Raw genomic sequence first — 18,413 nt, 5'->3', positions numbered from 1 at the left:
GGAGGATGGATAAATGAAGAAAAAAGTAACGAAAGTCGAGATCCGCTCCTTTAACCCAACGGTCAACCTGATTTTTAATATCGTGATCGGTCTGTTCGCGATTTCCTGTGTCTTGCCGTTTCTCTTTGTGATCGCGATCTCATTGACCAGTGAAACCTCTTTGGCAGAAAACGGCTATCGCTTTTGGCCACAAGAATTTTCGTTCGCAGCATATACCTACCTGTTTAGCGGACAAATGAGCAGCAAAATTTTCCAAGCATTTGGCGTATCTATTTTTATCACTGTTTTTGGTACCTTCGTCAATGCAACGATGACTTCACTATATGCCTATGTCATCTCTCGCTCAAATTTTCCATTCCGTCGGTTCTTTACGATCTTTGCTTTGATCACCATGTTGTTTGCGCCAGGGATGGTTGCCAATTACTTAGTGATGGTCAACTTGATCCAATTGAAAGACACGATTTGGGCGTTGATTTTACCCCTTGCCTTAGGGCCTTTTAATATCCTTGTTATGCGGACCTTCTTTAAAAAGACGGTACCAGATAGTATTATAGAATCTGCGCGCATCGACGGTGCCAGCGAAATGAAGATTTTTCTGTCCATCGTGTTGCCCTTAGCGGTTCCAGGGATCGCAACGATCAGTCTATTTGCCGCTCTTGGCTATTGGAACGACTGGTTCAATGCATTGTTGTATATTCAAAAAGACTCTTTAGTGCCGTTACAAGCACTTTTGATGCGGATTCAAAGTAACTTGGACTATCTAGCCAAAAGCTCTGGTATGGCTGCCCAGATCCAAGGTGGTTTGGCCGCTTTGCCAAGCGAAACTGCTCGCATGGCAATCGTTGTTGTTGCAACCTTACCGATTGCGATCACCTATCCATTCTTCCAACGGTATTTTGTCGGTGGTCTGACAATTGGTGGCGTCAAAGAATAATCAAATGAGTATAGGGAGGAAACAAAAATGAATTTGTGGAAAAAAACAGCTTTTGCTGGGATGGCCGCAGCGGCAACTTTGGGAATGGCTGCCTGTGGGTCGAACGGCGCAACATCCGATTCAGAAAACAATGCAGACGGCGTAACGACTTTATTGATGTATCAAGTCGGGGACAAGCCAGAAAACTTTGATCAATTAATGGAGATCGCTAATAAACGCATTGAAGAAAAAACCAACGCTCGCATCGATCTGCAGTATATCGGCTGGGGAGACTGGGATCAAAAAATGAGCACCATCATTTCATCGGGTGAAAACTACGATATTTCCTTTGCCTCAAACTATGTTGCGAATGCGCAAAAAGGCGCGTATGCAGATTTGACGGAATTAGCACCAAAATATGCCAAAGAAGCGTATGATCAATTAGACGAATCTTATATCAAAGGCAATACGATCGACGGGAAATTATATGCCTTTCCAGTCAACGGCAATATTTATGCCCAACAAGTCTTGACCTTCAATAAACAATATTTAGACAAATATGATTTGGATATCAGCGGGATCGAATCTTATGCAGATGCCGAAGACGTGTTGAAGAAGTTTAAAGAAGAAGAACCAAACATCGCACCGTTTGCGATCGGACAAACCTTTAATGTTTCTGGAAACTATGATTATGTGATTGGGAAAGATTACCCATTTGCTGTCAAATTGGATGGCGATACAACGAAGATCATCAATCAATACGAAGATGATGAACAAATGGAAAACTTGAAATTGATGCACAAATGGTACAACGAAGGCTTGATCCCAACCGATGCAGCCACTAATACGACTGGTTACCCATTAGAAGGCAACACATGGTTCATGCGTGAAGAAACCCAAGGACCAATGGATTACGGCGATACGATCTTAAGCAATGCCGCAGGTCATGAATTGGTTTCACGTCCAATCACGAAACAATTAAAATCAACCGGACAAGCGCAAATGGCAAACTTTGTCGTAGCGAATGTTTCGAAAAACAAAGAAAAAGCAGTGGAAGTGTTGGGCTTGTTGAACAGCGATCCTGAATTGTTGAATGGATTGGTTTGGGGTGTCGAAGGCGAAGCATGGGAAAAAATCGAAGGCCAAGACGACAAAATCCGTCTCCTTGATGGCTACTTGCCAAATACCCGGATGGCTGCTTGGAACACTGGAAACAACATGATCCTTTACACACAAGAATCCATCACAGACGATATGATCAAAGAGCGTGATGAAAACATCGCTAACGCGGAAGCATCACCAATCTTAGGCTTCAACTTCAAGACTGATAATGTGAAAACAGAAATCACGAATATCGCCAATGTCATGAACCGTTACAAAGCAAGTTTAGCAACCGGAACGATCGATCCAGAAGAAAATGTTCCGAAACTAAACGAAGAATTAAAAACCGCTGGCTGGGAGAAGGTCCGCGATGAAATGCAAAAACAATTTGATGAGTATCGTGCAAGCCAAGAATAAGCAACAGGCGCCGCTCACCAATCAATAGATCAAGCAAGCCGGAGGCTAAACGCATCAGGACCAATGGTTCCCACGTCTAGCTTTTGGCTGCTTTTTCTTGTAAAGTAAATAGCAAAATCTTTGATAAAAAACGTTACTTTTGTTTTTAACGTTCAAACAGCAAGCATGTTGCATCTAAAACGTACATAGCATTAAAAGATTCTCAGGTAGCTTGAGTAGGAAGCTGGAATCATGCTACATTTTCGGTAGGGAACAAATAAGGGAGGAATTTTAAATGGAAGAAACAGCAAATAGCGGGTTGGTCAAGGGCTTTCGCTTGATTTGGGCGATCGTGAAGTTGAATTTGTTTTTTGTCGTATTGACGCTTGCCGGTGGTGGAATCTTAGGGATCGGTCCAGCGTTTCATACCATCAGTGCTTTGATCCACGAAGATGGACTGAACTATGAGAATCAAAGCTTTCGTAGGGCATGGCGCATTTGGCGCAACGTCTTTGTCAAGGCCAACAAGCAGTTTTATCTGTTTTTCCTACTGACAGGGTTCTTAGTGTATAACTTGTATTTAGCTACCCAGATCCAAGGCTTGATTTGGCTGATGATCTCTTTTGTTTTAGTTGTTGTCAGTGGATTGAGTGTTTTACTGTACCTGTTAAGTGTGGTTTTTGACACGTCTTATGAGATTTCCTTGTGGAATAACCTGAAATTGTCCTTTGTGTGTCTGTTTCTTCATATGGCGACCTTTCTAAAATTACTGGTTGGGATCGCTAGTATTCTAGTTTTTACTTGGATGATGAAAGGGCTCTTGCTCTTTGGAACATTCAGCTTACTGATTTTATGGTGCCATGTGGCGATCAGCCAGGAAAAAAACGTCATTGATCGGGATTTGGCACATGACTAAGTGGCGTTTTCGTTTGTTCAAACATGATTTTTTGATCAATCAGTTGATGCAGCTGTACAGTGTGCTCTTGGTGATCATCTCCATCATTATTATGCTGGTCCTGACCGCTTATACCGGAGCGGATCGTTTTACTACGAGTGAACGTTTAGTGGAGAGCACAAGCATGCAGCTGGATGCTTATGTACAAGACCAAAATACCGTTGTTTCAACGGTACTTGGCGAATTTACTAGTTCAGATACCGCCTTTGAATCATTACGCAACTATTTGCAGCTTTCATTGCCAGATTATTTTTCCTATAGTAATGATATTTTTCGCCAGACGGGACAAAGTGTTTACTTGCCCAATATTCTCTATCGTTTGATTCGTAATCATCCTAGTATCGAAGAGATCATCATTCAATTGGATGAAAGCAATGAGACACTAGTGGCAACGCCGGATACACCTTACGGAGAAAAACACAGCGGCAAACAGATTGATTTAAAAAATCGTCTGTTTTTTGTTCGTTCGATCGCCCAACCAAGTAATTATGCCCAGCCCTTAGGCCAAGTCTACGTGATCTTTCGTTCAGACGATGTTTTAGCCAATCGACAAGAAGACAACCAAATTCATGGAATCAACAGTTTTTTGTATACCTCAAATGGTCAGCGGCTGTACAAGGATGCCACGAACCTCAGCAAGGAAACTTTAGCCAAAATTGATCAGGCGGTTGCTCACGGAACCATTCACGACACTCTTTCGAAAGACTTTTATATCAAAAAACAAACCACTGTCAGCGGAGAAGTGTCCCTGGTTTTGTTGTCAAAAAGGGTGATCTGGCGTGATATTTTTTCTAGTGCCATCTGGATCTTTAGTTTCGGGATCGGGATTCTCTTATTAGTCCTATGGGTGCTTCATCGCACCTTTAAGCGCTATACATCGCAAGTACAGCAGATCGTCTATGCGACGAAAGAAGTCAGCCAAGGGAATTTTGACAAACGGATCGATACCGCCAATGTCCAACAAGAGCTGAAAGAAATCGCAGAAGCCATCAATCAAATGACCTACAGTATCAACGAGTACATCAAAGATATTTACACGCTAGAGATCAAACAACGGGATGCCGACATGCGGGCGCTGCAAGCCCAGATCAATCCGCATTTTCTCTATAACACATTAGAATACATTCGAATGTATGCCTTGAGCCGCAACCAAGAAGAGCTGGCGGATGTCGTCTATGCTTTTTCGGCCCTATTACGGAACAACACGACGCAAGAAAAGACGAAGACCTTAAAAGAAGAAATCGATTTTTGTGAAAAATATGTCTACTTGTTTCAGATGCGCTACCCAGATAAGATCGCCTATCATGTAACCATCGATCCGGCATTAGAACAGTTGGAATTGCCGAAGTTCACACTGCAGCCACTTGTCGAAAACTATTTTGTTCACGGCATCGATTATCAGCGCAATGATAACGCCATCAGTATCAAAGCCTATAAAGAAGCCGGTCAAATCGTGATTGAAGTCAAAGACAACGGCAAAGGCGCAGATCCGCAGCAGTTAGGGATGATTCATGAAGAATTGCAAAATCAGGAGATCGGAGCCCAAACCTCAATCGGGATCAAAAATGTTCACGAACGGTTGCGGGGCATGTTCAATGGCGCTTATCAAATGGACGTTACGTCTCAAGCAGCCGCTGGGTTTACGGTCAAGATCCGTCTAGATGAAAACAATTTGCAAAGGGGGCATGAGGCAGATGTATAAAGCAATGTTCGTTGATGATGAATATATGATCTTGCAAGGGCTGCAAATGATCTTGCCTTGGCAAGAGCTGGGCTTTGAGGTGGTGCATACAGCGAAAAGTGCTAGTGAGGCCCTAGAGTATCTACAAGAACATTCCGTTGATTTGCTGATCACGGATATTCGGATGCCAGAAATGAACGGCATCGATATGATCCGCCAAGCGCAAGCGTTTGGGAATCGATTTTTTTCGATCATTCTATCTGGTTATCAAGAGTTTGCCTTTGTCAAACAAGGCATGGCGTTAGGTGTGCGTAATTATCTAGTCAAACCTGTTAACAAAGAAGAACTGCGTAGCAGTGTTCAAGCGATTGCAGCTGAGTTAGAGGAGCAGCAAAAACTGTTGGCAGAAAAAGAACTTTATCAAGAATCAAGCCTGCTGCTTTGGTTGAATGATGAATTGAACGAAAGCGAGTACCTCCATTTGCTGGCGCAACAGCGGGTGCCGCTAGCAGCCCCCTTTACCGTTTTGCAGTTCAATGGGACTGCCGAGATCTTACAAAAAATCACGACGTTTTTTCAGCAACACGATCAGCCATTGATCTTACCAGGGCGATTAGATGAAAACCAAGTGATCATTACCGCAGCCGGACCAAGACAGCAAATCAACGCTGACTTAAAAGCACTAGCCCAGCAGCTTAATAGTAAAGACTGGCAGTTGATCATGAGCGAAACCATCAACGAGTGGGAGAATTTGTATAAAGCCTATGAGAAAATCAAGCAGGTTCAATCGTTGCAAGCCTTCTATCCAGATCTGTTTTTACAAGAACAGACGATCCACGTGGATATATTAGAGCGAAACGAAGAACTACCGTTTCTATCTTTTAACAAAGCGCTGACCATCGGGGATGTTAAAACAATCCAACATGAGCTAGATAAAATGTTCGCTATTTTGGAACAAACCCAAGCAGACCCTGAGCATGTTCGTTATGTTTCTTTTTTATTGTTCAATGATATTTATCGGCAACTGCCGGTGCTTTCCCAAGAAAACCATGAGCAGATTTTAGCACGAATCCGCGAGTCCAATACATTGGCAGATTTGCGGCAACTCTTTGATGATGTGCTGGAATTGGCTAAATCACAACCGCCGCAAAAACGTTATTCAGAGATCGTTCAAAAGACGATCCAGCTGATTGAAGAAGGTTATACCCATGATTTGACGGTCAAATCAGCGGCAGAAGAACTGCACGTTAGTGTTGTTTATTTGGGGCAGCTCTTTAAGAAAGAAACGGAAATGAGCTTTAATCAGTATGTCAATCTGGTGCGCATCAAGCAAGCCCAACAGCTGCTGCTTCATTCGAAAGCCACGATCAGTGAGATCGGGGATCGCATTGGTTACAACAATACCAACTATTTTTCGAAGATGTTTAAGAAGTTAAATGGCTTGACCCCCAAAGAGTTTCGCGATACCTATGAACAGCATTATGAATCTCTTGATTGAATTTAGATTTCTTCAAAAAAAATCCGGTTTTTGTGATTAAATGATAGTAATTGTGACGCTTTCACGGTAAACTAAGAGAGGAAAAATAAAGAAGAGAGCGTGATGTTGTGAAAGAAACCAAAAAATTTGCACAAGTTTTGATAGGTACCGGGCTGATTGCGTTAGCCATATCCTTATTGATCACTGCCCATCAAGGATATGATACGATCAGTACGTTTTTGTTAGGAATTTTGAATTTTATCGATGTCCCTTTTTGGATAGCCAGTTTGTGTTTTAACATTGTTGTTTTGTTGATCGTTGCAGTCTTTGATCGTGCCGAATTAGGCATTGGCAGTTTTATCAACGGGATCGGCTTAGGCTTGTTGATTGGGATCTTTGAACCAGTGATGGACAAAGTATCAATTCATTTGCCTTTCTACCCATGGATCGCTATTTTCGCGGCACCGATCTTATTTGGCATCGGCGCCGGCATTTACGTTTCTTCCAACAAAGGTTCAGCGGCGTTAGAAGCCTTGACGGCCTTGATCTACAAACGAAGCAAATTGACCCAAAAAACGATCCGTATCGGCTTGGATGCTGCGATGGTCTTGATCGGTTTTGCGTTAGGCGCCAGTGTGGGGTTAGGTACTCTCTTGTGTATCGTCTTTATTGGCCCAATCTTTGAAGCCACCATGAAAACCATCGCTGCCCGAAGGAAAAACGCCTAGCCTTGAGAATAAGTCGGAAAAAGCTGTCTGTGAGGGCAGCTTTTTTGCTGCTTCCATTTAAGGAAATCATCTGAAGAAAGAGGAATCCTGATTTCCTTAAGATTCTCTGGGTAAAAAAAGTGTTTTCTCCATGGTTCCCGACTGATTGGACTTGGTATACTGATAAGACGAGTAAAGGAGAAGTGAAAATGAAAAGTTATCGTTCGACGATTGCGGCTTGCTTTGTAGGGTACATCGTTCAAGCCGTGATCAATAATTTTGCCCCCTTATTATTTTTGACCTTTCAAAGCCAATACCAGCTACCAATCAGCCAGATAACTTTGTTGGTCAGTTTTAACTTTTTGACTCAGTTAGCCGTCGATTTTGCAGCAATCTTTTTTGTAGACCGTATCGGCTATCGTATTTCGATCGTAGCGGCGCATTTTTTTGCAGCGATCGGCTTGATTGGTCTAGCCGTTTTTCCCTTATGGTTTCCGACCCCGTTTAGCGGATTGTTAGCAGCGGTTTTGCTGTATGCCATTGGCGGTGGCTTGCTGGAAGTCTTAGTCAGTCCCATCGTTGAAGCCTGTCCAACGGAACATAAGGAAAAAACGATGAGCATGCTGCACTCGTTTTATTGCTGGGGGTACGTGGGGGTCGTTTTGTTCTCAACGGCGTTCTTCATGGTGTTCGGTATTCAACAGTGGCCGATTTTAGCGATCGTCTGGGCGCTGATCCCGTTGGTCAATTTGTTTTTCTTTACCAAAGTCCCGTTGGCGCCAATCGTTGCCGAAGGAGAACGAGGGTTGACCACTCGGCAGCTCTTTTCCTTGAAAAGCTTTTGGCTGTTTCTGGTGATGATGGTCTGTGCTGGAGCCAGCGAACAAGCAGTCAGCCAATGGGCATCAACCTTTGCTGAACAGGGCTTAGGTGTTAGTAAGACACTAGGCGATTTGGCAGGACCGATGGTTTTTGCCTTGATGATGGGGATCTCCCGCTTGCTTTACGGCAAATTTGGAGAACGAATCGATTTGAAACGCTTTATGTTTTTGAGTGTTTTGCTTTGCCTACTGGCGTATATGATGATCGGCTTTGCTTCATTGCCATTGATCGGGTTCCTTGGCTGCGGCTTAAGCGGTTTTGCCGTAGGGATCATGTGGCCGGGGGTCTTTAGTCTTTCTGCGCAATACATTCGCAACGGCGGGACGGCGCTATTTGCTTATTTGGCATTAGCGGGAGATCTAGGATGTTCAATCGGACCCGCTGTCGTCGGTAGCATCGTCGAATGGACGGGACAACAGCTGCAGGTTGGGATTTTAGGTGCGATCATTTTCCCGATCATCTTGCTGTCAGGAATTTATTTGGTTCAACAAATGCACAAAAAACGACAGCTTCCGTTGCTGGTTTTTCAAGAATCCACAAAAGAATAAAAAAATTTTGGAGCAAATGCCGTCTTTTCATGGTATTTGCTTTTTGTTTTCTGAAATTCCTCTAGTCAAGATAGTTTCTATCCGCTATACTTTGACTTATTCATTTAAAAAGGAAGTGATGTTGTGAAAAGTCAATTGAAAAAAGAAATCAGTTTTTTTGGGGCATTATCGACAGTAATGGGAACGGTGATCGGCGCCGGCGTGTTTTTCAAAGCAGCGGCTGTGGTCCAGCAGACCCAATCGACTGGATTGACCTTGTTGGTTTGGCTGCTTGCCGGCTTTCTAACGATTTGCGGCGGTTTGACGGTGGCGGAGTTAGCGACGGCGATTCCTGAGACTGGCGGACCCATTCGATATATTGAAAGAATTTATGGAAAATTACCCTCCTTTTTATTAGGCTGGGCACAAAGTATCATTTACTTTCCAGCGAACGTGGCGGCTTTAAGTATTATTTTCGCAACACAATGTTTGAACTTATTTCATCTACCTAGCAATTATTTGCTTCCTTTATCGATTTTGACCGGAACGAGTGTGACCTTGATTAATCTTTTGGGAACAAAAGCTGCAGCTCAAGTCCAGTCCGTCACCTTAGCAGTCAAGCTGATTCCGATTGCGGTGATTATCGTGGCTGGCCTGATGACACCAGGGCAAGTATCGGTCTCATTGGTGGATTTTTCTTCCAATACTCAAGGCTCCCTTGCAGCTGGTATCAGTAGTGCCCTCTTAGCAACCCTTTTTGCTTATGATGGCTGGATGGGGGTCGGCAATGTCGCTGGAGAAATGAAGCGACCCGAAAAAGATTTGCCTAAAGCCATCATCTTTGGGCTGAGTTTTGTCACCTTGGTGTACGTGTTGATCAATGTTGCGTTTTTAAAAACATTGCCGATCGATCAAATCGCTGGTAATTTGAACAGTGCCTCAGAAACTGCGATGGCCTTGTTCGGCAGTTTTGGCGGAAAACTGGTCACGATCGGTATCTTGATCTCTGTTTATGGCGCATTGAACGGCTATACAATGACTGGCTTGCGGGTCCCATATGCGATGGCGTTGGAAGATGAGATTCCTTTCAGTAAGACCTTTGCGACCCTAAGCAAAACCACCAATGCACCCTATGCGGCGGCCTTTTTACAATTAGGGATCGCTTGTATCATGATGCTTTTAGGCACCTTTGATCTTTTGACCGATATGCTGGTTTTTGTTATGTGGTTCTTTAGTGTATTATTGTTTGTAGGAGTTTTTCGTTTGCGAAAAACAGAACCGCAGATGAAGCGTCCGTATAAAGTTCCCTTCTATCCAATCATTCCCTTGATTGCAATTTTAGGTGGCTGTTTTATCTTGATCATGACCTTGATCACTGACACGTGGTTAGCAGTCGTGGGAATCGGCGTGACGTTACTAGGAATTCCCGTTTTTTATGGAAAAGCAAAAGGAAAAGCGAGAGGGGCGAAAGAATGAAGATCGTTGTACTTGATGGCTATGCGTTGAATCCAGGGGATTTGGCTTGGCAAGGGTTTGAAGAATTAGGAGAGGTGACGGTGTATGATCGTACCTCATATACAGATAAACAAGAAATAATTGATCGAATCGGTGATGCCGAAGCGATTTTGACAAATAAAACGCCGATCACCGCTGATGTGCTCAAAGCATGTCCGCAATTGACCTACATTGGGGTATTAGCAACTGGATACAATGTCGTTGATTTGGCAGCAGCGAAGGAACAAGGAATCACCGTGACCAATATTCCTAGCTATAGTACCAATGCAGTGGCACAAGCGACCTTTGCTTTGCTGCTGGAAGTGACGAACCAAGTGGGACACCATAATCGTTCCGTGCATCAGGGTGACTGGCAAACCAGCAAAGATTTTTCTTATTGGCAGACACCATTGATGGAATTGGCAGGCAAAACGATTGGGCTGATTGGATATGGTGCGATCGCTCAAGCAGTTGCCACGATCGCACATGCGGTTCAATTGAAAGTAATCTACTTTAATCATCGACCAAAACCAGCACAAGCTACTTGGGCAAAACAAGTGTCGTTGGCGGAACTGTATCAAGAAGCAGATATCATTAGCCTTCATGTTCCACAGTTTCCTGAGACAGAAAAAATGATCGATCGCACAGCTTTGGCACAAATGAAACCTTCTGCGATCCTGATCAATACCGCCCGTGGCGGCTTGATTGATGAAGCAGCAGTTGCTGAAGCGCTGAAAACCGGGCAGATTGCAGCCTTGGCGGCAGATGTCGTTTCAAAAGAACCGATCGCAGCTGACAATCCCTTATTACAGACGCCAAATTGCTATTTGACACCGCATATCGCTTGGGCACCCGTCGAAACCCGACGTCGTTTGATGGGGATCGCTGTGGCGAACTTAAGCGGTTTTAAAGCAGGTACACCGCAAAATGTCGTGTAAGCAAAACGAGCAAGTAAAAGGACTTTGACAAAGCAGGCGACTAGTAAAGCAGTTAGTCTCGCCAACACAGTAACCATTTCGACCAGTCAGCCAGCCTCACAAGGTGATTGGTCGTAGGACTGGTGGTTTGTCTAAGTCTTTTTTTGCTGAAAATGAAAGGAGACGGTCTTGAAAAAGTATTATTATCTAGCGGCCTTTGTTAGCTTGCTGGTCTTGAGCTGGCTGATCCAAACCCAAAGTAGCCGCTTTTATGCACAGCCGATTATAGAAGTACAGACGGTTCAAGTCGCAGCCGATCAGCAGCAGATTCAAGGGATCCTTCGCAACGGAGAAGAAGCTGGGGTACTGCGGACAGTCTCTACCGAATACACGCCCAACGGTGCGATTCATCCGTTGTACCAGACCGGACAACAGCTGCTTTTGCAAAAAGAAGGGGATGGCTGGCAGGTACAAACACAAAAACGGGATGGGTATCTCTTTTTCTTCCTTGCCTTATTCCTGATGGCAGTAGTCGCAATTGGTGGCAAAAAGGGCTTACGGGCTTTGCTTAGTATCTTTATGAATACCGGCTTGCTGCTACTCTTTCTTTGGTTTCACAAAGGCAACAGCTCCTTTTCATTGGTCTTTTTGATGATCGTTTTTACGATCGTCTCGTTGGTTTTGACGATGGGGATTTCTTATGGCTTTCGTACGATCGACAGCCGCAAAATCATTGCCTCGTTAGCCAGCGTCCTCTTGGCGTTTTTTCTCTGTCGGTTCGCCATGGATCTTTTGCAAGATCATGGGTTGCGCTATGAAGAAATGTCGTTTCTGACCCGTCCGTATCGCAGTGTCTATCTAGGGAGTCTGCTGATTGGCGCGATTGGTGCCAGCATGGACAATATCGTCATGCTGATTGCCAGTCTAGATGAGATCCAGCGCATCAATCCCCAGACTAGCCGCAAGGAACGATTAGCGATCGGGCGGTCCATCGCGCAAGATACGACTTCTTCGATGATCAATGTCTTGTTGTTTGCCTATTTAAGTGGGAGTATGCCAGCGCTATTGTTTTACCTAGCAAATGGCTGGCTGCTGTCGCAAGCATTGCCGATGCATCTTTCTTTAGAAATAGTGCGTACAGTATGCGGCGGCTTTGCGTTGGTTTTATCGGTACCGTTGACGCTCCTTTGTTTTGAAGTGCAAAGGAGGAAAGCAAAATGACTGTTTTGTTTGTGTTGATCTTGCTTTTTCTCTTGCTGACTTTCGCTGTTTTTCGGATCGAAGGGCTGTTTCAAGTCACAGGTCTGTTTATGAATGTGGCCGTCTTTCTAGCGCTACTGGTCCTGATTGACCGAGGGGCACCGATTTTACCAGCGGCTTGTGTTGCCTTTTTAGCCGTGGCGGCGATCACCTTGTTTTTCGTGAACGGCGTCAATCAGAAAACCAAAATTGCCTTTGTCTGTGTGTTGGTCTTTCTAGGGCTTTTTCTACTATTATTTCCTCTTGTGCTCTCTGCAATGAATCTTCATGGGTTTTCGGCAGAGGAACTCGATGAGTTGGCGATGTATTCCTTTGATGTAGCCATCGATTTTAAGACATTGATGACTGCGATCATTTTGATGAGTTTTTCGGGGGCGGTGGCAGATGGGAGTATGGCGATCAGCACTGCGACCTATGAACTTTTTCAAGCAAACCCGCAAGTCTCAATCAAGGCATTAAGTAAAAGTAGTATGACAGTGGTATCAGACGTATTGTCTTCGACGATCAATACCTTATTGTTTGCCTTTATGGGAAGTAATCTGGCGTTGATTGCGTGGTTTCAAGATTTGTCGATCTCCTTTGGTGAAATGATCAATTCAAAGGCGCTCGTCTCAGAATTGATCGTTTGTTTGATCACGGGTCTGGCAGCGGTGATTATTTTACCCATCACCGCATGGTCAGCGAGTTGGTATTTTTGGAAAAGGAACCGAATGGAATAGAAGGGAGCGCAACAACTATGGAACCACTAATTGAAACCGAGCGATTATTGTTGCGAGAAATGAGTCATGACGATCGTCCAGCGATTGAAAAGATTTTGCAAGATCCAGAAGTCATGATTGCCTATGAAGGAGCCTTCAGTGAGCAGGAAGTCACTGGTTGGATCGACAAACAGCTGCAACGCTATCAAAACGATCACATTGGCTTGTGGCTAGTGATTGAGAAAGCATCCGGGCAAGCGATCGGCCAATGCGGCTTGACGTGGCAAGACGTCAAGGGAGAAGCTGTTTTAGAAATTGGGTACTTGTTTCAAAAGAACTTCTGGCATCATGGGTTTGCCACAGAAGCCGCCCAGGCTTGTAAAGACTATGCGTTTGGAACGCTGAATGCCGATATTGTTTATTCGATCATTCGTGAGTCCAATCAAGCCTCCATAAATGTGGCATTGCGCAATGGAATGAAGCTGGTGGATCGCTTTGTTAAACACTATCGACAAGTGGACATGCCGCATCTTGTGTATGCTGTGGCGAAAGAGATGTGAAAAACGAAAGAATGCTTTTTTCGATTTAGACAATGAAACGCCCCTAGAAAGTTAGCTTTTTCTAACTTTCTAGGGGCGTTTTTTAAGCTTGCGTAAAGCTTTTTCGCTCGATGAGTTCAGCCCCTAAAAGGACTGTTTTGGTGATCGCTCGAGGATGAACGATCTGATCCACCAGCAAATCGATCGCGGTTTTGGCGATTTCCTCCACATCGATGTTAAACGTTGTTAGTGGGGGAGCCACAAATTTTGCGATCTCATTGTCATTGATACTGATTAATTCCAAGCGATCAGGAATGATGATAGATCGTTCATTTAACGCTTGGAGCACACCAACTGCGACGGTGTCAGAAGCCACAAAGAGCGCCTCTGGCAAATTGTCACCAAGGGATTCCACCATTTTTTTCGCCAAACGATAGCCGGTTTCAACGGAAAAATTGCCACCACTAAATAAGAACGCCTCATCGAACGCATCTCGACGAGCCAGCGTTTGACGGAAGATGATCTCGCGACTATCCATTTCTGCACGTTGAGTATCAGGATTTAGATAAGCGCCACCAATAAAGCCGATCTTTCGGTATCCTTTTGTTAAAAACAGATCGATCGCCAGTTGCGTCATTCGATCAGTATCGGGTTTGACCGTATCGAACAGCTCTGGACAGGGGTTGATTTCCAAAAGGACACCATAGGGGCAAACGGATTTGAACTGCTGCGTTTCTTTCTCAGTGAAAGAGCCAATCCCAATAAACCCCGCGACCTCTTGCAATGTTTCTAAAACATCATCTTCATGGGTGATCAGTTGAATTTCCAAATTGTTGATTTTCGCATATTTTTCTAAAGAGATTCGCAATTGTCGAAAATAGACATCTTGAAGCTCTTCTTGTTCTGTCAGCCAGAAAAGGACGGCGATTTTTTCTAGTGTTGTTTTTATTTTTGAGCGATCATAACCTAGTGATAAAGCGGTATGAATAATTTTTTGACGCGTATCGGCTGCGATCGACAACGATTCGTCGCCTTTCAATAATCGGGAAACAGTCGCTTGTGAAAAGCCTGATTGCTCGGCAATTTTTTTTATTGTAACCAATCTTCTTCACCTCTTTCTTCTAGTATACGCTAACAACTTTACCAAGTAAATGAATTTACTAAATATATTTACTTAATAGTGGAAGTTAGTAACATAGAGGTATTTCGAAAAAAATATTTGTGTGATAAACCTTGATTTTATCCGTTTATTTACTCCATTGAAGAAATTAATTTAGTAAAACTATTTACATATTAAGTAAAATAATTTATTATAAACGAGAAGATAGCGTTTGCAAAATAAAGAAAAGGTGGAGAAATGATGATGAAAAAAATGTCTCGAGTTCTTTTTTTAAGTGTAGCAGCTTTAGGATTAGGTGCTTGCGGTCCACAAAGTGAAGGGACAGATAGTACTGCGGAAAATAGTGGCAACGGTAAGGACTATGATCTATTGGTCTGGGAAGACCAAGCAAAATCAGCTGGGATTGAAGAGGCAGTCAAACAATTTGAAGAAGAACACGATGTGACGATCAAAGTGGTCGAAAAAGCCTATGGTGGACAGATCGAAGATTTACGATTGGATGGCCCCGCGGGTACAGGTGCGGATGTCATCACAATTCCTGGTGATCAAATCGGTACAGCAGTTACCGAAGGGTTGTTGAAAGAATTAACAGTCGATCAAACGCTACAAGATCTGTATACGGAATCAGCAATGCAATCGCAAATCGTTGACGGCAAAGTCTACGGCTTACCAAAAGCGGTTGAAACACAAATTTTGTATTATAACAAAGAACTAATTTCCGAAGAAGACTTGCCACAGACAACGGATGAGTGGCTGGAGTATTCCAAGTCTGTCTTAGGTGCTGACAGTTATGGGTTACTGGCATTATGGGATCAAATTTATTACGCACAAGGTGTATTGAGCGGTTATGGCGGGTATGTTTTTGGCGAGAATGCCGATGGATCCTATGACCCTGAAGATATTGGATTAGCTAATGAAGGCGCGATCGAAGGAGCAGACTATATCCAACAATTTTATGATGCCGGTGTTTTTCCATCCGGATTGGTCGGTGAACAAGGAATCAATGTGTTGGACTCTTTATTTACGGAAGGAAAAGCTGCAGCTGTCGTCTCGGGACCATGGAACTTGTCTCCTTATAAAGAAGCGGGCATCGACTATGGTGTGAAAGAATTGCCATTATTAGGCAATGGTGAACATATGGGCTCCTTTATCGGTGTCAAAAGCTACAACGTAAGTAGCTATTCCCAAAACCCTGAATTAGCTGAAGCGTTCGTCAAATTTATCAGCAATGAAGAAAACTCAAAAGTTCGTTATGAAAAAACACAGGAAGTACCAGCGGTTGCTTCTTTGGCAGATGATCCAGCAGTTCAAGAAAGTGAAAGTGCTGCAGCCATTGCCGCTCAGTCCCAACACGCAGAACTAACGCCTGGGATCACTGAAATGAATTCAGTATGGGAACCAATGGATGCCGCATTGCAGACCATTGCTACTGGAAAGGCTGAACCGAAAACAGCTCTACCACAGGCAGTCGATCAGATCAAATCAGCCATTACAGCAATTCAAAACTAAAAAGTCGTTACGAGGACAAACGTTTCGGATGGTGATTCAGCACTAGGAATCAAGTAATGCCGAACGAAACGTTTGTCAGCGGCTTTTTCTTACAGGGGGCGAAAATGTGAAAAACACGCAGTCGTATGCAAAACGAGCAATGCTATTCTCGATAATACCAGGATTCGGTCAATTTTATAATCGGCAAAAAATCAAAGGCGCTTTATTTTTCTTCTTTTTTGCTATGTATCTTGTCGTCTTTAAAGATTTATTTAATATGGGACTTTGGGGCATCGTGACATTAGGCGTGGAAGTGCCGAGAGACAATTCCATCTTTTTATTAGCAGAAGGATTAGTTGCCTTGATCGTCATCGGTTTTGGTCTGTTGTTCTATTATTTAAACATCCGTGATGCCTATAAAAACGGCGAATTAAGAGACAATGAGCTACCAGTCAACTCTATCCGTGAAAGCTACCAGGCACTATTAAGAGAAGGCTATCCTTATTTAATGAGTAGCCCAGCATTTTTCTTACTCGTGTTTTCTGTTATTTTTCCGATTCTCTTTAGTATCGCGTTAGCTTTTACGAACTATGATCTCTATCATTCTGCACCTGCCAATTTAGCAGATTGGGTGGGATTAGAGACCTTTAAGAATATTTTTACTGTCGATATTTGGCGTAGTACCTTCTTCAATGTTCTAGGCTGGACAGTTATCTGGACCTTGATCGCCTCAACGTTACAAGTTTCTATCGGAATATTTTTAGCGGTGCTGGTGCATCAAAAAGAACTACGATTCAAAAAGTTCTTTCGAACGATTTTGATCCTCCCATGGGCAGTTCCGGGATTTGTTACGATCTTGGTATTTTCAGGAATGTTCAATGATTCCTTTGGTGCGATCAATAATACGATTTTGAATTTCTTCCAGATTTCACCGATTCCTTGGCTAACGAGTGCGAATTGGACCCGTTTAGCTTTGTTACTGATTCAAGGCTGGCTAGGCTTTCCGTATATTTTTATCGTGACTACAGGGACGCTGCAATCCATTCCTGATGATTTGTATGAGGCGGCGACCATCGATGGTGCTTCAGCTATGCAAAAATTCCGACGAATCACATTGCCATTACTGCTTTATGCAATGGCACCAATTTTGATTACGCAATATACGTTTAACTTCAACAATTTCAATATCATTTATCTGTTTAATTCTGGCGGACCGGCAGTTCCTGGTTCGACCGCTGGTGGTACCGATATTTTGGTTTCATGGATCTATAAGCTCACGATGCAAAATAGTCAATATGCACTAGCAGCAGCATTGACGATTCTCTTATCGATCGTCGTGATCGCGATTGCTTTATGGCAATTCCGCCGAACAAATTCATTCAAGGAGGTTGGATAACATGAAGGCAACAAGTATGAAAAAACAAAAATTTGTCCGCCTATCCTTGACATATCTTGTACTGATTTTTACGGTAGTGGTGATCGTCTACCCTTTACTATGGACGATCGGTGCTAGTTTTAATCCTGGGAACAGTTTAATAAGTACGAGTCTGATTCCGACGAGTCCGACATTAAGTCACTACACGAAATTGTTTGCTGGTGACAACTCGCTATATTATAGTCAATGGTATTTGAATTCATTGAAAATCAGTGTATGCACTATGTTCCTGTCACTGATCTTTGTCTCCATGACGGCTTATTCCTTTTCACGGTTTCGTTTTACAGGCCGTAAAAATGGATTGATGCTGTTCTTACTACTACAAATGATCCCGCAGTTCTCTGCCTTGATCGCAATTTTTGTGCTGGCGCAAATGCTCGGCTTGATCAATAGTCATTGGTTGCTGATCTTGATTTACGTTGGGGGTCAGATTCCCATGAACACGTACTTATTGAAAGGATATTTTGACTCGATTCCGTTAGATTTAGACGAGAGTGCCAAGATAGATGGTGCAAGCAATACGCGAATATTCTGGCAAATTTTGATTCCATTATCTCGACCAATGCTCGCAGTGGTTGCCATGAATGGTTTCACCGGACCACTGGGAGACTTTGCCCTGTCTTCAGTGATTTTACGTAATCCTGAGTACTATACATTACCCATCGGGTTATACAAATTAGTCACGGATAAAATGGGTGCCAGCTATACGACTTTTGCGGCAGGGGCCATTTTGATCAGTATTCCGATCGCGCTCGTCTTTATTGCATTACAAAAACATTTTGTCACCGGTTTGACCGCTGGCGGCACAAAAGGATAGGAAGAG

Annotated in this window: 16 protein-coding genes; 15 read left to right on the top strand and 1 reads right to left on the bottom strand. The window is 43.5% G+C overall.

The features are described 5' to 3' along the window. Positions 1 to 13 precede the first annotated feature (13 nt). The 12 genes from IGI94_RS10940 (at position 14) to IGI94_RS10885 (ending at position 13,568) form a co-directional block, all read left to right on the top strand. Complete coding sequence (locus tag IGI94_RS10940; RefSeq protein ID WP_005225516.1) at positions 14 to 934, top strand: carbohydrate ABC transporter permease; 921 nt, start codon at positions 14 to 16, stop codon at positions 932 to 934. A 27-nt stretch (positions 935 to 961) separates the two neighbouring features. Next, the gene (locus IGI94_RS10935) at positions 962 to 2,431 is read left to right on the top strand and encodes an ABC transporter substrate-binding protein (RefSeq protein WP_438899747.1); all 1,470 of its coding nucleotides are present in this window, start codon (positions 962 to 964) and stop codon (positions 2,429 to 2,431) included. Positions 2,432 to 2,705: 274 nt separating this feature from the next. Then, positions 2,706 to 3,326: a DUF624 domain-containing protein gene (locus IGI94_RS10930; RefSeq protein WP_438899746.1), complete on the top strand. Its 621-nt coding sequence runs from the start codon at positions 2,706 to 2,708 to the stop codon at positions 3,324 to 3,326. Beyond that, positions 3,319 to 5,067: a sensor histidine kinase gene (locus IGI94_RS10925; protein ID WP_430607046.1), complete on the top strand. Its 1,749-nt coding sequence runs from the start codon at positions 3,319 to 3,321 to the stop codon at positions 5,065 to 5,067. Before IGI94_RS10930 ends, IGI94_RS10925 begins: the two co-directional genes overlap by 8 nt. Next, positions 5,060 to 6,544: a response regulator transcription factor gene (locus IGI94_RS10920; RefSeq protein WP_008378952.1), complete on the top strand. Its 1,485-nt coding sequence runs from the start codon at positions 5,060 to 5,062 to the stop codon at positions 6,542 to 6,544. Before IGI94_RS10925 ends, IGI94_RS10920 begins: the two co-directional genes overlap by 8 nt. A 107-nt stretch (positions 6,545 to 6,651) precedes the next feature. After that, entirely contained in the window at positions 6,652 to 7,251 is a 600-nt protein-coding gene (locus IGI94_RS10915; protein ID WP_005234774.1) for a YczE/YyaS/YitT family protein, read from the top strand. Positions 7,252 to 7,439: 188 nt separating this feature from the next. Further along, on the top strand, positions 7,440 to 8,660 hold the full coding sequence (locus IGI94_RS10910; protein ID WP_438899745.1) for an MFS transporter: 1,221 nt from the start codon (positions 7,440 to 7,442) through the stop codon (positions 8,658 to 8,660). A 123-nt stretch (positions 8,661 to 8,783) separates the two neighbouring features. Further along, positions 8,784 to 10,115 carry an APC family permease gene (locus IGI94_RS10905; protein ID WP_008378950.1) on the top strand — a complete coding sequence of 444 codons (1,332 nt, stop codon included), beginning with the start codon at positions 8,784 to 8,786 and terminating at the stop codon, positions 10,113 to 10,115. Beyond that, entirely contained in the window at positions 10,112 to 11,071 is a 960-nt protein-coding gene (locus tag IGI94_RS10900) for a D-2-hydroxyacid dehydrogenase (protein WP_438899744.1), read from the top strand. Before IGI94_RS10905 ends, IGI94_RS10900 begins: the two co-directional genes overlap by 4 nt. Positions 11,072 to 11,239: 168 nt before the next feature. Next, entirely contained in the window at positions 11,240 to 12,271 is a 1,032-nt protein-coding gene (locus IGI94_RS10895) for a YibE/F family protein (protein WP_438899743.1), read from the top strand. Next, positions 12,268 to 13,029 (top strand): YibE/F family protein, encoded by a 762-nt coding sequence (locus tag IGI94_RS10890; protein ID WP_438899742.1) that lies wholly within the window; start codon positions 12,268 to 12,270, stop codon positions 13,027 to 13,029. Before IGI94_RS10895 ends, IGI94_RS10890 begins: the two co-directional genes overlap by 4 nt. A gap of 17 nt (positions 13,030 to 13,046) precedes the next feature. Continuing rightward, positions 13,047 to 13,568, top strand: coding sequence for a GNAT family N-acetyltransferase (locus IGI94_RS10885; RefSeq protein WP_438899741.1), 522 nt, complete (start codon positions 13,047 to 13,049; stop codon positions 13,566 to 13,568). Positions 13,569 to 13,650: 82 nt separating this feature from the next. Here IGI94_RS10885 and IGI94_RS10880 read toward each other — a convergent pair whose 3' ends face one another. Further along, entirely contained in the window at positions 13,651 to 14,649 is a 999-nt protein-coding gene (locus IGI94_RS10880) for a LacI family DNA-binding transcriptional regulator (protein WP_016621569.1), read from the bottom strand. 255 nt (positions 14,650 to 14,904) lie between these two features. On the opposite strand from IGI94_RS10880, the gene IGI94_RS10875 reads away from it, so the two are divergent. The 3 genes from IGI94_RS10875 to IGI94_RS10865 all read left to right on the top strand — a co-directional run bounded on the left by IGI94_RS10875 (position 14,905) and on the right by IGI94_RS10865 (position 18,407). Next, positions 14,905 to 16,176: an extracellular solute-binding protein gene (locus tag IGI94_RS10875; protein WP_438899740.1), complete on the top strand. Its 1,272-nt coding sequence runs from the start codon at positions 14,905 to 14,907 to the stop codon at positions 16,174 to 16,176. 139 nt (positions 16,177 to 16,315) lie between these two features. Continuing rightward, positions 16,316 to 17,551 (top strand): carbohydrate ABC transporter permease, encoded by a 1,236-nt coding sequence (locus tag IGI94_RS10870; RefSeq protein WP_438899987.1) that lies wholly within the window; start codon positions 16,316 to 16,318, stop codon positions 17,549 to 17,551. Between the two features lies 1 nt (position 17,552). Continuing rightward, positions 17,553 to 18,407 carry a sugar ABC transporter permease gene (locus tag IGI94_RS10865; RefSeq protein WP_438899739.1) on the top strand — a complete coding sequence of 285 codons (855 nt, stop codon included), beginning with the start codon at positions 17,553 to 17,555 and terminating at the stop codon, positions 18,405 to 18,407. Positions 18,408 to 18,413: the final 6 nt, after the last annotated feature.

It is taken from the genome of Enterococcus sp. AZ149 (genome assembly GCF_051714285.1).
Lineage (GTDB): Bacteria > Bacillota > Bacilli > Lactobacillales > Enterococcaceae > Enterococcus_D > Enterococcus_D entomosocium.
Note: the sequence above shows the minus strand (reverse complement) of the source record. Positions and strands in the feature narration are given on the sequence as shown.

Coding starts and splice junctions, on each gene's coding strand:
- IGI94_RS10940 (WP_005225516.1), top strand. CDS start 14: ATGAAGAAAAAAGTAACGAAAGTCGAGATCCGCTCCTTTAACCCAACG.
- IGI94_RS10935 (WP_438899747.1), top strand. CDS start 962: ATGAATTTGTGGAAAAAAACAGCTTTTGCTGGGATGGCCGCAGCGGCA.
- IGI94_RS10930 (WP_438899746.1), top strand. CDS start 2,706: ATGGAAGAAACAGCAAATAGCGGGTTGGTCAAGGGCTTTCGCTTGATT.
- IGI94_RS10925 (WP_430607046.1), top strand. CDS start 3,319: ATGACTAAGTGGCGTTTTCGTTTGTTCAAACATGATTTTTTGATCAAT.
- IGI94_RS10920 (WP_008378952.1), top strand. CDS start 5,060: ATGTATAAAGCAATGTTCGTTGATGATGAATATATGATCTTGCAAGGG.
- IGI94_RS10910 (WP_438899745.1), top strand. CDS start 7,440: ATGAAAAGTTATCGTTCGACGATTGCGGCTTGCTTTGTAGGGTACATC.
- IGI94_RS10900 (WP_438899744.1), top strand. CDS start 10,112: ATGAAGATCGTTGTACTTGATGGCTATGCGTTGAATCCAGGGGATTTG.
- IGI94_RS10890 (WP_438899742.1), top strand. CDS start 12,268: ATGACTGTTTTGTTTGTGTTGATCTTGCTTTTTCTCTTGCTGACTTTC.
- IGI94_RS10885 (WP_438899741.1), top strand. CDS start 13,047: ATGGAACCACTAATTGAAACCGAGCGATTATTGTTGCGAGAAATGAGT.
- IGI94_RS10875 (WP_438899740.1), top strand. CDS start 14,905: ATGATGATGAAAAAAATGTCTCGAGTTCTTTTTTTAAGTGTAGCAGCT.
- IGI94_RS10870 (WP_438899987.1), top strand. CDS start 16,316: ATGCTATTCTCGATAATACCAGGATTCGGTCAATTTTATAATCGGCAA.
- IGI94_RS10865 (WP_438899739.1), top strand. CDS start 17,553: ATGAAGGCAACAAGTATGAAAAAACAAAAATTTGTCCGCCTATCCTTG.